The sequence below is a fragment of the Pseudoscardovia radai genome, from assembly GCF_002259605.1.
Lineage (GTDB): Bacteria > Actinomycetota > Actinomycetes > Actinomycetales > Bifidobacteriaceae > Pseudoscardovia > Pseudoscardovia radai.
Map to the genome: position 1 here is coordinate 43,534 of NZ_MWWR01000008.1, position 14,501 is coordinate 58,034.

10 protein-coding genes and 1 tRNA gene are annotated in these 14,501 nt (G+C 63.3%); 10 read left to right on the top strand and 1 reads right to left on the bottom strand.

The annotated features are described in order from the left end of the window. Positions 1-8 precede the first annotated feature (8 nt). On the top strand, positions 9-638 hold the full coding sequence (locus PSRA_RS05585; RefSeq protein WP_094660921.1) for a metal-sulfur cluster assembly factor: 630 nt from the start codon (positions 9-11) through the stop codon (positions 636-638). Positions 639-736: 98 nt separating this feature from the next. Here PSRA_RS05585 and PSRA_RS05590 read toward each other — a convergent pair whose 3' ends face one another. Beyond that, the gene (locus PSRA_RS05590) at positions 737-1,603 is read right to left on the bottom strand and encodes a TrmH family RNA methyltransferase (protein ID WP_094660922.1); all 867 of its coding nucleotides are present in this window, start codon (positions 1,601-1,603) and stop codon (positions 737-739) included. Positions 1,604-1,764: 161 nt separating this feature from the next. Between PSRA_RS05590 and PSRA_RS05595 the strand changes: the two genes are divergently transcribed. The 9 genes from PSRA_RS05595 (at position 1,765) to PSRA_RS05635 (ending at position 14,479) form a co-directional block, all read left to right on the top strand. Next, positions 1,765-1,853 (top strand) — tRNA-Leu (locus PSRA_RS05595). A 309-nt stretch (positions 1,854-2,162) separates the two neighbouring features. Next, positions 2,163-2,849, top strand: coding sequence for a hypothetical protein (locus PSRA_RS09180; RefSeq protein WP_143516350.1), 687 nt, complete (start codon positions 2,163-2,165; stop codon positions 2,847-2,849). Between the two features lie 5 nt (positions 2,850-2,854). Then, positions 2,855-7,549 (top strand): PKD domain-containing protein, encoded by a 4,695-nt coding sequence (locus PSRA_RS05605; protein ID WP_094660924.1) that lies wholly within the window; start codon positions 2,855-2,857, stop codon positions 7,547-7,549. Positions 7,550-7,774: 225 nt separating this feature from the next. Beyond that, positions 7,775-8,983 (top strand): hypothetical protein, encoded by a 1,209-nt coding sequence (locus PSRA_RS05610; protein ID WP_094660925.1) that lies wholly within the window; start codon positions 7,775-7,777, stop codon positions 8,981-8,983. Between the two features lie 89 nt (positions 8,984-9,072). Further along, positions 9,073-9,915, top strand: a complete 843-nt coding sequence (locus PSRA_RS05615) for a 16S rRNA (uracil(1498)-N(3))-methyltransferase (RefSeq protein WP_094660926.1) — start codon at positions 9,073-9,075, stop codon at positions 9,913-9,915. Between the two features lie 985 nt (positions 9,916-10,900). Further along, positions 10,901-11,260 (top strand): histidine triad nucleotide-binding protein, encoded by a 360-nt coding sequence (locus PSRA_RS05620; protein WP_094660927.1) that lies wholly within the window; start codon positions 10,901-10,903, stop codon positions 11,258-11,260. A gap of 132 nt (positions 11,261-11,392) precedes the next feature. After that, positions 11,393-12,550, top strand: a complete 1,158-nt coding sequence (locus PSRA_RS05625) for a PhoH family protein (RefSeq protein WP_094660928.1) — start codon at positions 11,393-11,395, stop codon at positions 12,548-12,550. Beyond that, positions 12,547-13,080 (top strand): rRNA maturation RNase YbeY, encoded by a 534-nt coding sequence (gene ybeY / locus PSRA_RS05630; RefSeq protein WP_094660929.1) that lies wholly within the window; start codon positions 12,547-12,549, stop codon positions 13,078-13,080. The genes PSRA_RS05625 and ybeY overlap by 4 nt, the downstream gene beginning before the upstream one ends. Position 13,081: 1 nt before the next feature. After that, positions 13,082-14,479 (top strand): hemolysin family protein, encoded by a 1,398-nt coding sequence (locus PSRA_RS05635; protein ID WP_094660930.1) that lies wholly within the window; start codon positions 13,082-13,084, stop codon positions 14,477-14,479. Positions 14,480-14,501: the final 22 nt, after the last annotated feature.

Below are 14,501 nucleotides of genomic sequence, written 5' to 3' on the forward strand. Positions count from 1 at the left end.
GAAGGGCCATGGGAGGAACGAACCTCGTGCCCCAGCCCGATGATTCCATCCTGCGCGCCGTCAACAACGCGCTGGGTGACGAATCGACGGCGGAGAACATCGTGCGCAACCCTGCGGCGACCGGGCAGCTGCTCGACGCGGCGCAGCAGCAGCGCGAGCGTGCCGCCGATGCGGCGGCCGACGGCGAGACCGGAGCCGATGGGACCGATGGCGCCGCGCCCACAGCGGAGGATATGCGCGCCAAGGCGCGCCGCATCGCCGCCGACCATCAGGAGGGCAAGGTCGACATCACCGCGGTCGACTCCATCGGCCGCGCGACGGCCGACGACGTCAAGGAGGCGCTGCACCAGGTCATCGACCCGGAGCTCGGCGTGGACGTCATGGACCTCGGCCTCGTCTACGGAATCGAGATCGACAGCCTGGGTCGCGCCATCATCACGATGACGCTGACCACTCCGGCATGCCCGCTGACGTCCCTGATCGAGGACGAATGCGCCACCGTGCTCGCCGGCCTCGTGGACGAGTTCCGCATCGACTGGACGTGGACCCCGCCGTGGAACGTCGACATGATGACCCCCGAGGGCGCCGAGCAGATGGCCGCCCTCGGCTTCAACCCCGGCAACCTGCCCCAGTACTGAGGCCGACGGTTTTGACACGATTGCGGATTCGGCACGGCATGGATCCCAACGGAGGGTGCAGACGCATCAGGTGTCTGCACCCTCGCTTTTATTGCGTGTTATTGCGTCGGCTGCGTGGCATAGAACGCGACGGCCGTGCTCGCCGCCACGTTCAGGGAATCCACCCCGTGGTACATGGGAATTTTCACCGTGAGGTCGGTGCGCGCAATCGTGCGGTGCTTGAGCCCATCGCCCTCCGTGCCGAACACGAGGGCGATGCGGTCGATGCGCTGCGCGTCGCCCTCGGGCAGGCCGAGCCGTCGCGTGAGCTCCTGCATGCTGATCGAATCGTCGGTCAGCGCCATCGCCACCGTCGTGAAACCCAAATCGTGAAGCAGCGCCAGACCCTTGTCAGGCCAATCGTGGACATCCGAACCGATGCGCGTCCACGGCACTTGGAACACGGTGCCCATCGACACGCGAGCGGCGCGGCGGTACAGCGGGTCGCCACATGACGGCGTGACGAGCACGGCGTCCACGCCCAGCGCCGCGGCCGAGCGCATGATCGCGCCGACATTCGTGAAATCCACGATATTCTCCATCACCGCAATGCGTCGGGCGCCGCGCACCACATCCTCGACGCTTGGCAGCGGCCACCGGCGCATCGCGCACAGGGCGCCGCGGTGCATGCGGTATCCCGTCAGTTGCTTGAGCAGGGCGGGGGAGGCGACGAACACGGGGATGTCGGGACCCCATTCGGCGTCCACCTGCGCGAATTCGCGGCCCATGCCCTCGAGCCATGGCTCCTCGACGAGGAAAGACAACGGCTCCACATGTGCGTCGAGGGCGCGGTCGATGACCTTCGGGCTTTCCGCGATGAACATGCCTTTCTCGGGTTCCAGACGATTTCGCAGCTGGATTTCGGTCAGGCTGGTGTACGCCGCGAGGCGTGGGTCGTCGAGCGTGGAGACGTGGATGATGCGCATGAGGCTCCTTCGAAGACGGATGACGTGCATTGCGAACATCATTGTAGGCAAGGCCGGAAACCGCACAAAAGCGCGCGACACGCCGTAAGTTGCGACAATCGTGAGCGGTGGTATTCTATTCAACTGTTGCGCCAAGGAGCGCAGCCAAGAAAACAGAAAATGTCCGGGTGGCGGAATGGTAGACGCGCTAGCTTGAGGTGCTAGTGGTCATTTTTAAACGACCGTGCGGGTTCAAGTCCCGCTCCGGACACGATTCCGAAAGGCTTCCGAGAAATCGGAAGCCTTCTTCGTTCTGCTACGCCGGCGATGGTGCCGTGAGCATGACGGAGTCGCGCCGTCGATGTCGCCGTGGCTGCGATATCACCATGGCCACGATGGTGCCGGCTGCTCACCGTGAATTCCCCATTGGGTTGGGAACGGTTTGTCTCCGTCGTGTAAAGTAACAAGTGATTCATGAGTCTTTCATGGGTCCGCGGTGTTCTGCCGCGTATTCCGAGAGAATCACAGACAGGCCGTTGATGGAGAAAAGATCACGTGCCTGCCCGAAGGGAAACCAATAATGAAAGAAGAGAGAACTGCGTCCAGACTACGCAGATGGGGAGCGATAGGATTCCTCTCCATCGCGTTCGCTTTGGGCGGACTGTCCGTTCCGATGGCGAATGCCGCGGATGCAACGGATACCGCATCCATCCGGATTCCGGCACAGACAAGTAGCGTATGGGTGGATCTGGAATCGGACAATCCCGATCTTGACGCCGTTTCGGGGGATGTGTCCGGCAACCGGTTGGATTTCAAACAGTCGGTCAATGGCCGTACGGCGATTCTCAATGTTCCTTCCTCTGCGAAGGATGCCGATGCGATGATGACGATCAGCTCCGACAAGGATATCGCCGTGGACCTGGCGATTACGTATGTCGGAGACGATGATGTGGTTCTGGCAGAGCAACGAGGCAAATTTACGGCTTCCGGGCTCTCCGTCGAGCCTGCGAACGTTTCGGCGGGCGACGGAGAGATCGTTGTCTCGTCGAATGGTCCGGGCGATGTGGTGTCCGCACCGAAGGATCTTGGGGATTCGCTTGCCGACACAGGTTCGATGCTTCTGGGCATCGTGTTCTTCGCTCTGGCTTGTGCCATCGCTTTCACGGTGGCCATTGTCGGGCGCCGTCATATCGTCGCCGTTCGTGCTTCGGATTCGTTTGTGGATTCACGCAGTGCGGGCACTCCCGCTGACGAAGGGGAGGAGTGACGACAATGGTTGACCGTAAGAGCACTGTCATGAGGTCCGGCCTGCGGCGCGGCATCGCGCTGTTCGTCGCGGCGGCATCCTTCCTGAGTCTGGGCGTCAACGGGGCCTATGCAGGCCAGGGCGGCATCACATCCGTGTCAGACGCCCTTGTCAGTGACGCAACGTACCGGGTTCCCGCGGTGGAAAGCACAATCGGGCTGGGTGCGATCCCCGTCGGCGCCGAGGGACCCGTTTCGGTTCGGACGGCGGACGGCGCTGCATCGGCGTTGGTTCGCATCTCGGTATTCGGTGCCGCAGAGGATACCGATGTCACGATGGGAGGAGCTGCGGTTCTGCATGTCGCCGCTGGGCACGATGCCTCGACTACGGTGCTGGCTCCAGTGAAGGACGGTGCCGTCACGATGGCCGCTACCGGACAGGTCGATGCCAGGGTCGAGGTCCTGGCCTCCTTTGGATCGGATACGACGACGCCGGGATCCACCGTGGCATTGGAATCGCCTGTTACTCGTGCCGATAATGCCAGTGGCCTCGCCGCGTCCGCGTTGACAGTCCAGAAACAGACGATCGGTCTGCTCGGAAGGGGAGGTGTGCCTGTTGAAGGTATCCGCGCCGCATATGTGACCGCCGATATCTCGTTGGACGGTGCTGGAACTGTGACCCTCGCCGGTCAGCAGCTTCGTCTGGATGCAGGCCGAACCGTGGTCTCAACTCTCGTGACCACGGATGACAAGGGCAATGTCGAGGTTTGCACCGACGGTGTGTCGGGCGCTTTGAGGCTTGACGTGCGCGGTTACGTGGTTGGTTCCGGGCAGAACTTGGAGTCCGCCAATGTGCAAGGTGGCTTTGTCCCTGTTGCCGGTTCGGCAGCCGAATCCGCCGTTATCGAAGATGGCGGGGTTGCCTCTGTTGATGTGGGCCAGCGAACCAAGGGCGTGAGTTTTGGTATCGGTCTTGTCGATGCAGATGGGAACGATTCGCGTGGGTACCTTGATGCCGGTGAAGAACAGCTTGGACGTTCACATGGTGCGGTATTGGATGCCACGAACGGCGCTCAGCCGCAACTTGATGTGATCGAAGGCACGGAAGGCACCGTCCCGGTGTCCCTTCGGGGCACCGATGCCACTGCGGATTTGCTTCTGATCGGTGATGTGCTTGCACAGGCCCCGACGGAGAAGGGTTCCGTGAGCATCTCCATCGACACGCCGGCAGAAGGGCAGACGATTGACCTCGGACAAAAGCCGCTGTACACCGCTTCTGGAACCGTGACGTCGGACCACGCAATTAAGAGCGTGGAAGTCACGGGCGATGGCGGGGCCACGGGAACCGCCGCAGTCAGTTATGATGCGACGGGAACCCGGTGGTCCTTCGATTTCAGTCTTCCGGAAAGTGGGAGCACGACGCTGACCTTCACCGCGACAACCGTGAACGGAGACACCGCGTCCAAAAGCGTGACTGTAAATGCGGCGCTCCCGGACGATGATGAGACCGTGCTCAATCCCAGGACCCACGAGATTGCTTCAGGCGATTCAAGCCCTGTGATCGAGGTCGCGGATGATTCCGTGATGCTTTCCGCTGCCCCTGATTTCCAAGTCGGCGACCTGATCGTCACGGGATTCTCCGAAGGCGCTCCCGATGGTTTCATCCGATGGGTGGATGCGATTGACGAGAACAACGGCACGTGGGTCGTATCCACGCACGAGGCCACCGTCGGCGATGCATTTTATCAGGTCAGCAAGGTCACGGCCGATCCGTCGCAGTCGCGGGTGACCGAAGTGGAAGGGGCATCCGATGCGACGATTGTCGAAGGGCAGGGGGATGCCGCTGGCAGCACCGCCACAACGGACGGTGCGATGTCGGACGATGCCGAAGATGGTGCGGATGCGTCTTCTGATGTGTCAGCGAATATCCTCTCTTCCGATACGGGCGCGGCCACGGTAAGTGACCGAATCATGACACAGGACGGTTCTTTCGTAGCCAACCCTGCGGTGGATACCACGGGATCTTCAGGCGACGCATACGCCGTCCGGAACGTCAGCTCGGGCAATGACTCCATCAAGAGTTCCGATTGGGTCGATGCCAACTCCCAAGATGTCACACTGAGCCAATCCTTCAGCAAGAGCGTGACCGTATATTTCGCCAAAGGCGAGAAGAAATTCCAGGTCTCCGACAGCAAGCTCAGCCATAAGGTCTCCGGGACGTTCGGATTCACAACCGGTTTCACGACGTCAATGGGCTGCGTTTTCGGACTCATCGTCAGGCCACAACGCAAGGCGTTCTTCGTCACGCCCCATCTGGAGTACTTCAGAATCGGCACCGAGAAGGACACGAGCACCACCACGAAGCTCAACCTCAGCGGTACCTATACCGCATCGGTTCCTTTGGCAACGATCGAGAACAAATACGTCTTCGACGCGATCATTCCGATTTGCATCACCTACAAGGTGTCCGCGAGCGTCGACCTGTCGGGCACGTTCGAGCTCAGCGCGACCACAAAGAGCAGCTCCAAGCAGCAGAGCGGATACATCTTTGACGATCGCAATGGAATCGATACCTCGTACTCGAATCAGAAGGAACCGAGTTCCGACGATTCTTCGTCCGAGGAATCGGACCGCTGCGCAAAGTCAGCGGACGAGAACGTGTCGATCAGCGTCGACGTGTGTCTGAAAGGCGAAATCAAGGGCCTTCTCTATGATGCGGCTGGCTTCACATGCACGGCGAAGGTCGGAAAGACGATTGAGAAGACCAAGACGGATAAAAGCGGCGGCAAAGGTGAGATTACGCTGAGCTTGATACCGTATGTGAGTCTCGGCGTCGTGTTCAACCTCCAGATTCCGATCGTGGACATGCCGCTGTACGATGTGAAGATCGCGGAATACAAGGTACAAGGCAAGGCGTCAGCCAAGCTGCTGTCCTACACGACTTGCTCGATCACCTCCGGCGATGGCTCCGCAGGCTCCTCCGGTTCCTCCTCATCAGATTCGTCGCCATCCGATGTCGCGGATGGGCATGATGGCATGACGAGTGTGACCTGGTATGGTGACAGGACTTCCACCGGTTCGACCACCTGGGAGAAGCCGGGGACCACGCTTGAGGTCTCTCCGAGTCTCGTCCAGGGGAAGATCGCATCCGGTGGTGGATCGGCGTCGGTGTCCGGCATGAGCGGCGTCATCGTCCAGACCCGATATGTGACGTATGCGGTGAAGAACGGGAATTCCTTCCAGATCCCTGATGAGGCGATTTCCGTCACCGCGTATTCCGGTGACTCGGGTGTCGTGACGGTCGGTGACAAGTCGAATGACCTTGTGTTCGTCATCGACACCACCGGTTCGATGAGCGGCGAGATCTCCGGCGTCAAAACCGACATCGAGTCGCTCGTCGATTCCATCTCGTCAACCACTAGCGACTACCGCATCGCCATCGTCGAGTACAAGGACGATTGCGATGCCTACCAGTCACGGGTCGACGTTGACTTTACCAACGATGTCAGCGCTCTCAAAAGCGGCCTGGACGGAATGTGGGCCGACGGAGGAGGGGACACGCCCGAGAGCATGTACTCGGGTATCAAAACGGGCGTCGATCTGGACTGGAGGGCAGGTTCCACCAAGTCCATCATCCTCATCGGCGACGCGCCTGGCAAAGATCCCGAACCCGTGACCGGCTACACCTTCGACACCGTGGTGGATGCCGCCACGGCCAAGAACATCCAGATCTACCCGATGGGCAGGGTGTGGAACTACTCCGATTCCGATTCGATTCCGACATCCACCGTCGCGTTCAGCGGTGAGACAGGGAGCGTGGGCACGGACAACACGACGGGCGCCCTGCGCCCGCTGTCCGCCGGTGCTTTGTCCAGTTCCGGTCCGAGTGTCACAGCCATGATCGCCGAACGCTCTGCGCTCGCGGCCTATGCCACTCATGGTGGCGCCGATGGCAGGACCGACGTATCAGCGCCGGCGGCAGATGGCCTGTCAATCGCAACGGCCATAAGTGACCCCGGTGATAGCTTCCGCGATTTCACGGATCGTATAGCGCGGCAGACAGGCGGCGTCTTCATCGAATACAAGAGCGAGGATTTCGTCAATCGGCTCGAATCGGCAGTGACATTCGCGACGACACGCCCTGACGTTGACACGAACCTTCGGGGAACGCCCCACACAGGGGAGAGCGTGACATTCAACGCCACGGCCACGCTCCACGCTGATGGGGATCCGGTCGCCTCCTACATCTGGGATTTCGGCGACGGCACCGATTCCGTGACGACCACGACGGACACCGCCTCGCATACCTATGCGGCGGCCGGCAACTACGACGTCATCGTGCGAGTCCGCACGGCGAGCGGCATCGAAGGAAGCGGCACGCTTCCTGTAGCAGTCACGGACCGACAGTCACCAACCGTCTACAAGGCGCATAAGGTCGTCAGCAAGGCTGCGGCCGGTGCAGGTTCGGTGGAGCTGAACTTCCCGATAGATGAGGGAACCGACAGCTATTCCACAGCCACGTTCGCCAACGGTTCGGACACCCTGGACGTGGCCGGCGAAGGAACATGGAGCATCAGGCGTGACTCCGATGGGCTGATGCTCGCGACGTTCACACCCGATCCGAACTTCTCCGGTTCCCAGACCACGCATGTGCCCTACACCGTTTACAACACGGGCGGGGACAGCAACACATCCGAGATGTGGGTGAGATACGTCGACTGACGCCATCCGTCCCATGACGTGTGCCCCGGGAGGTTCCGCCGCAGAGCGGGCCTCCCGTTTCACGTCTGTTGCTCTGGACCGGGCGGGGCTTTCATGGCTTCGGTGCAGCGGGATTGCGACCGTGCGTTTTCTGTTCGCCGGCCGTCCACCGTGAATTCCCCGTTCCATTACGGTCTGGTCCATTTCTGATCGGTGGAATCGTGTGACAATGGAACAATGAGTGATATGAACGTTTTTCCCCAGACGCCCGTTTCCGGCGATGACGCCGGGCGGAGCGGCGGCATGCCTGATACGAGCATTCTTAGTGCGGGCCCTGCCGGCACAAGCCCGGAGGACAACGCCTTCGCGCAGGCCATCGACCTCGACGCGCGTATCGCGCGGTTCAACGCTGGCTCCGGCGGCGCCTACGGGAAGATCCTCGGGGAGGACCTCAGGCTCGCCCGGGGCATCATCGTGGATTCCAACGCGTTGTACTGCGAGGTTTCCCAAGGCTCGGGCAGCAGCGACGGATACACACCGACGATGGCATGGTTCCATTACTTCCTCGTGGCCTTCACGGACGTGCACGGGCGCCAGGTGCGCGTGTGGAGCGGCGACGTGCCGTACTCCGCGCGTGACCTTGAGCTCGGCAGCGCCGTCGTGGTGCAGTACGCGAACCGGGAGAGCGCCGATGACATCCGCATCCGCCGGATTTTCACCTACCCGGATTTCAACGTATCCATGCCCGGCACAGTGAGGGATGTGCAAGGCGGCGCGGGCATTGCGCCGGCGGGACGTCGCGCGCACCATGTGTCGGGCGAGGATGATTATCAGGACCCGCGGTCTTTCGGCGCAAAGTGGCGCCAGGCGCCGTGGGGCACTCGCTACGGCACCAGCGGGATGGACGGCTACCGTCTGTTCGGCCGGTCGGCGCGGCCCGAGAATGCCGGCGAGGGGGAGACAGCCCGCGCCTCGGTGCGCGCCGCCCGCGCGCTCCAGGCGGTTATGGAGATCGCCGGCTTCGGGTTCTGCCTGTCTCTCGCCGTGTCGCCGCTTCTGTCGATGTTCGGTGTGGACGCCTCGCTTCCGTACCGATGGGTCGCCACCATCGTGTTCCTTCTCGTGTTCCTTATCTGTGCGGTCACGTACTACCTGCGCTACGGCGCCGCGAAGAGGGCAGCCGGTTCCGCGGGAAGGCCGCGCTGGCATATCGACGAGCGCGCGAAGGTACTCGACGCGGTAACCGTCCCGCTGTTCAACGCGGACGCATTCTGCGGCTACGGTTACGTGGCCAGGCTCGAGAGGCAGACCGGCGAGACCGTGTGGGCCATGGGCGATCCGGAGGCCGGCGAATCCTATCTGGCGCACGACGGACGGCCGCCCGTGGCGGCGGGTGACGAGGTGACGCTTATGAGGTCCGGCAAGCGCATGTACGTGCGTCGCGTGCAGGAGTAACACCGGCAGCGGGTGGTGGCGCTGGGGCGGCGGGCGGTGGCGCGAGTTGCGCCGGGCGCGGCCTTGCGCCGGGTGCTACCCTGAAAGGCATGACGCTTCCTGTTTTCGTGCTCCACGATTCCCCCGCCATGCCGGTTGACGTTGCATTTCCGGTCGGCTCGCACCCGCAGCTTCCCGAATCCGTGCAGCGCCACGCCTTCAAATCCATGCGACTGGTCGAAGGGGACGAATTCCAACTCACCGACGGCAGGGGAGCACGCATCACGATGCGCGTGGACGATGCCGACGCGATGCTCGCCCACGTCACCGCCGTCACCGCCGACCCCGCGCCCGCCGTGCGACTCGGACTCATCCAGGCCCTCGCGAAAGGCGGCCGCGACGAGCAGGCCATCGAAACATCCACCGAAATCGGCGTCGACGCGGTTATGCCGTGGCAGGCGAACCGGTCCATCGTGCAATGGAAGGGCTCGAAGGCTGACAAGGCGCTCGCGAAATGGCGCGGCGTGCTCGTCGCCGCCACAGAGCAGTCGCGCCGGGCGTGGGTTCCCGACCTCGAGCCGCTGCACACCACGCGGCAGCTGGCCGAGTGGATCGCCGACGCCACGCGGCGCGGCGACATGGTTATCGTGCTGCATCAGGATGCCACCGACACCTGGGCCGGCGTCGAATCCGCCGCCTCAGCCCTCGCCGACCGCGCGCGGAACGTGGCCGACGGCGTTTCGGCAGGCGCCTTGGCCGGCGCTTCGGCAGGCGCGGAGCCCGCGACGATCTGGGTAGTCGTCGGACCGGAAGGCGGCATAGCGGACGATGAGGTCGCGCGCTTCGTGGAGGCCGGCGCCCGCAGTTGCGTCATCGGCAGCACGATTCTGCGGGCCTCGACCGCGGGGCCGGTGGCACTGACGCTTCTCGCCCGCGCCCTCGGCCGGATCTAGCCCGCGCCCGGCGCCCGGCGCCTGCAGCCAGGCCCGGTTCCCTCGTTTCCCCCACGGTGCCTCTCACTGGCACTCCGCCCGCCAGTGAGAGTGACTGTTGGGGTTGGGGTTGTTGGGAATGGGCGGGTTTTTCTCCAAGGGTGCCTCTCACTGGCACTGTGCCCGCCAGTGAGGGCGACTGTTGCAGAGGAAGCCCAGTGTTTTCAACGAGGGAATTGTCAACAGTGCCTCTTACTGGCACTGCGTTCGCCAGTGAGAGTGACTGTTGCGGGGGAATCCTAGTGTTTTCAGTGGTGGGATCGTGAACGGTGCCTCTCGCTGGCACTCCGCCCGCCAGTGAGGGCGACTGTTGGGGTTGGGGTTGTTGGGAATGGGCGGGTTTTTCTCCAAGGGTGCCTCTCACTGGCACTGTGCCCGCCAGTGAGGGCGACTGTTGCAGAGGAAGCCCAGTGTTTTCAACGAGGGAATTGTCAACAGTGCCTCTTACTGGCACTGCGTTCGCCAGTGAGAGTGACTGTTGCGGGGGAATCCTAGTGTTTTCAGTGGTGGGATCGTGAACGGTGCCTCTCGCTGGCACTCCGCCCGCCAGTGAGGGCGACTGTTGGGGTTGGGGTTGTTGGGAATGGGCGGGTTTTTCTCCAAGGGTGCCTCTCACTGGCACTGTGCCCGCCAGTGAGGGCGACTGTTGCAGAGGAAGCCCAGTGTTTTCAACGAGGGAATCGTCAACAGTGCCTCTTACTGGCACTGCGTTCGCCAGTGAGAGTGACTGTTGCGGGGGAATCCTAGTGTTTTCAGTGGTGGGATCGTGAACGGTGCCTCTCGCTGGCACTCCGCCCGCCAGTGAGGCCCACCGTTGCGGAGGCCGCCCGGGCGGATCCACGATTGCCCGTTGTGCGGGTGGCGAAGGGGAGGCCAAAACGGCATGGCGGGGAATAAGATGGAAGATGACATCGCCAAGGGATGGCGCATGACCCAAGGAGTGACTATGGCTGAAGAGAACGACTGCCTGTTCTGCAAGATCGCCGCCGGACAGATTCCGAGCACCAAGGTGTACGAGGATGACACCGTCTACGCTTTCGAGGACATCAACCCCGTCAGCGAGGTGCATGTGCTGGTGATTCCGAAGAAGCATTACCCGAATGCGGCCGCCGTCGCATCCGCGGACCCGCAGCTGTTCGCGCATATCGTGGAAACCGCCCAGGCCATCGCCGACAAGCGCTGCGACGGGGCGTTCCATCTGCTGTTCAACACCGGCGAGGCCGCCGGCCAGACCGTTTTCCACTGCCATGCGCATGTGCTCGGCGGCAAGCCGGACGCTGCGAAGCTGGTCAAGGCCCTCGCCTGAGCGAACAGGCCGGGCATCGACCATCGGCCGGGCCTGAGCGCCCGGCCCGTCCCAACACAGCCCACATCGCATTCCCATTCCGCAATCCGCATAACTGCATAATGCTCCAGGCATGACGCGTGAAAGGTACCCGTGGCAACAACGACGCGAACCATCATCATTCCGTCCGAACTCGATCCCGTGGCCGTGTACGGCCCGGCGGACACCGTGATCCGCCGCATCGAGCAGGCCTTCCCCGAGGTGACGATCATCGTGCGAGGCAATCGCATCGCCGTGGTGTCGCGCTCCAAACAGACCGAGTCCCAGGCCATCAAGGCGGAGAACACGATTCGCCAGGTCATCGAGGCCGCCTACACCGCCCCGCTGGATGCCGAGGGCGTCGACCGCCTGCTCGACAGGCCGTATGTGCGCGACCCCGCCGTTCCCGCCGTTCGCGACGACGGCGCAGACGCATGGCATGATGACGACCGCGCGGAGCACCGCACGCGTGTGCCCGGCATCATCACGATGGCGCGCGGCGTGCCCGTCCGTCCGAAAACGGCCGGCCAGATGGCCTATGTGAACGCCATCGAGACGCATACCATCACCTTTGGCATCGGCCCCGCCGGCACCGGCAAGACATACCTCGCGGTGGCCAAGGCCGTGCGCGTCTTCGAGGACGGCCTCGTGCGCCGCATCATCCTCACGCGCCCCGCCGTGGAGGCGGGGGAGAACCTCGGCTTCCTGCCGGGAACCCTGAGCGAGAAGGTCGACCCCTACCTGCGTCCGCTCTACGATGCCCTCTCCGACATGATCGGCGGCGAACGTCTGCACCGGTATCTCACCGACGGCACGATCGAGGTGGCGCCGCTCGCGTATATGCGCGGCCGCACGCTCAACGACGCGTATGTGATCCTCGACGAGGCGCAGAACACCACGCCGCAGCAGATGAAGATGTTCCTGACGCGCCTGGGCTTCAACACGCGCATGATCATCACCGGCGACATCACGCAGGTCGATTTCGAGGTGCGCAACTCCGGCCTCGTCTCGATCGAGGACGTGCTCGGTGGCATCGACGACATCGCCTTCGTGCATCTGGACTCCCGCGACGTCGTGCGACACTCCCTTGTCGGCGTCATCGTGCGCGCCTATGATGCGTATTCCGCACGGCACGGAGGGGAGCCGGGCGAACGCGGAGCCGGCCCCCGCTCGCGGCGCGGGACGCATGCGTCGTCCGCCGCCCGGCCCGGCCACACCGATACCGACACCGACAGGTACGACACCCCGCAGTACAAGGAAAGCGAACGATGAGCGTCGACGTTACGAACGAAACCGAATGGGTTATCGACCCCAGGCTCTTCTCGAACCTGGCCCTGTGGACCATGGACCAGATGTGGGTCAGCTCGCAGTCCGACCTCACCATCATGTTCAACGAGCCCGAGGCCATGGCGCGCCTTCACCTCGAATGGATGAACCTCGAAGGGCCCACCGACGTCATGAGCTTCCCGATGGACGAGCTGCGCCCCGGCGACGAGAAGCACCAGCCCGAAGGCGTGCTCGGCGACATCGTGCTGTGCCCCTACGTGGCGCACCAGCAGGCGCTCGCGGCGGGCCACAGCACCGTCGAGGAGATGATGCTGCTGACCATTCACGGCATCCTTCACCTCCTGGGCTACGACCACACCACGAAGGCGCAGGAGGTGCAGATGTTCGGCCTGCAGCGCCAGCTGCTGCTCACCTTCCTCTCCAACCGCCCCGGCGTGATCCGCGACGCGTTCCTTCCGCAGGGCGCGCCCGACCTGCTCGCCGAATACGACCTCGTGCATCGGAACGAGGCGTAGCATGGAGAATCTGTCCGGCAGCGACATAGCGCTGATCGTCGCCCTCGTCATCGTCACGCTGCTTCTCGCGTGGCTCTCCCTCGTCATGGCATCCGTCGAGGCCGCCGTGAGCCGCGTCACACGCGCGAGTCTGAACAACCTCATCCTCGAGGTGCAGACCTCCGACGAGACGCAGTTCACGCGCATGAAGCATATCGACAAGATCCACCATGTGCAGCATCTCGTCGACGACCGTTACGCCACGGGCGGCGCGTGCGTGTTCTTCCGCGTGCTGTTCAACATCTCCAGCGGCGCGCTCGTCGCCGTCATCGCGGCGTTCTGCGGGGCGCCGCTGTGGGGCGAGGTGCTGGCGGGCGTGGTGTTCGCGCTGATCGTGGCGTTCATATCCACGATGGTGCGGCCGCGCATGGTCGGCGCCACGAAGCCGCTGCAATACCTCCTGCGCTACAGCGGCCTCGTGCGTTTCGCCCGTGCGCTCGCCCCGTTCGCGCGCGACCGCAACCGCGCGCATCTGCACCATGACGAGCTGTCGGACGACGAGGAGCTCGAGAAGATCCAGCTCGAGCAGGGCCGTGCCATGATCGACCGCCTGGCCGAAAGCAGCGACATGGACCCGGAGATCTCCGAAATGCTGCGCAATGTGCTCACGCTGTCCGACACGCTGACGCGCGAGATCATGGTGCCGCGCACCGACATGATCTGCATCGAGCGCATGGACTCGCTCCAGTCGGCGCTCAAGATGTTCTCACGCTCCGGTTTCTCGCGCGTGCCGATCATCGGCGAATCCGTCGACGACCTCGTCGGCATGGCCTACATGAAGGACGCCGTGCGCGCCGTCACCTTCAACCCCCAGGCCGCGCAGCGCCCCGTCGAGTCCATCGCGCGCGATCCCATGCTTGTGCCCGAGACGAAGCCCGTCGACGACCTCTTCCACCAGATGCAGCGCAGCCGGCAGCATATCGCCGTCGTCGTGGACGAATACGGCGGCATCGCCGGCCTCGTCACCATCGAGGACACGATCGAGCAGATCGTGGGCGAGCTCGAGGACGAGCACGACCGCACCCAGCACACCGAGCCGGAGAAGGTGGGGGAGAAATCGTGGAAGGTGCCGGCGCGCACGCCGCTGTCCGACATCGAGGAGCTTTTCGAAATCGACCTCGACGAGGATGACGTGGACACCGTGTACGGCCTGCTGACGAAGGCGCTGGGGCGCGTGCCGCTCGTCGGCTCGTCGGCGGTGACGCGCGGCATCAGGCTGACGGCGGTGGATTCCGCGGGCCGCCGCAAGAAGGTCTCCACGATTCTCGTGGAGCCGGCCGGGGACGAGTTCGAGACCCCGGAGGATAATGATTCGGACGATACGAAGCAGGAACGGAAGGACGACGACAATCGTGAATAGCACCACAGCACCTCAGGCCGGA

Bases quoted from the DNA above. Each gene is read 5' to 3' on its own strand.
- PSRA_RS05585 (WP_094660921.1), top strand. From the start codon at position 9: ATGGGAGGAACGAACCTCGTGCCCCAGCCCGATGATTCCATCCTGCGC.
- PSRA_RS05590 (WP_094660922.1), bottom strand. From the start codon at position 1,603: ATGCGCATCATCCACGTCTCCACGCTCGACGACCCACGCCTCGCGGCG.
- PSRA_RS09180 (WP_143516350.1), top strand. From the start codon at position 2,163: ATGAAAGAAGAGAGAACTGCGTCCAGACTACGCAGATGGGGAGCGATA.
- PSRA_RS05605 (WP_094660924.1), top strand. From the start codon at position 2,855: ATGGTTGACCGTAAGAGCACTGTCATGAGGTCCGGCCTGCGGCGCGGC.
- PSRA_RS05610 (WP_094660925.1), top strand. From the start codon at position 7,775: ATGAACGTTTTTCCCCAGACGCCCGTTTCCGGCGATGACGCCGGGCGG.
- PSRA_RS05615 (WP_094660926.1), top strand. From the start codon at position 9,073: ATGACGCTTCCTGTTTTCGTGCTCCACGATTCCCCCGCCATGCCGGTT.
- PSRA_RS05620 (WP_094660927.1), top strand. From the start codon at position 10,901: ATGGCTGAAGAGAACGACTGCCTGTTCTGCAAGATCGCCGCCGGACAG.
- ybeY (WP_094660929.1), top strand. From the start codon at position 12,547: ATGAGCGTCGACGTTACGAACGAAACCGAATGGGTTATCGACCCCAGG.
- PSRA_RS05635 (WP_094660930.1), top strand. From the start codon at position 13,082: ATGGAGAATCTGTCCGGCAGCGACATAGCGCTGATCGTCGCCCTCGTC.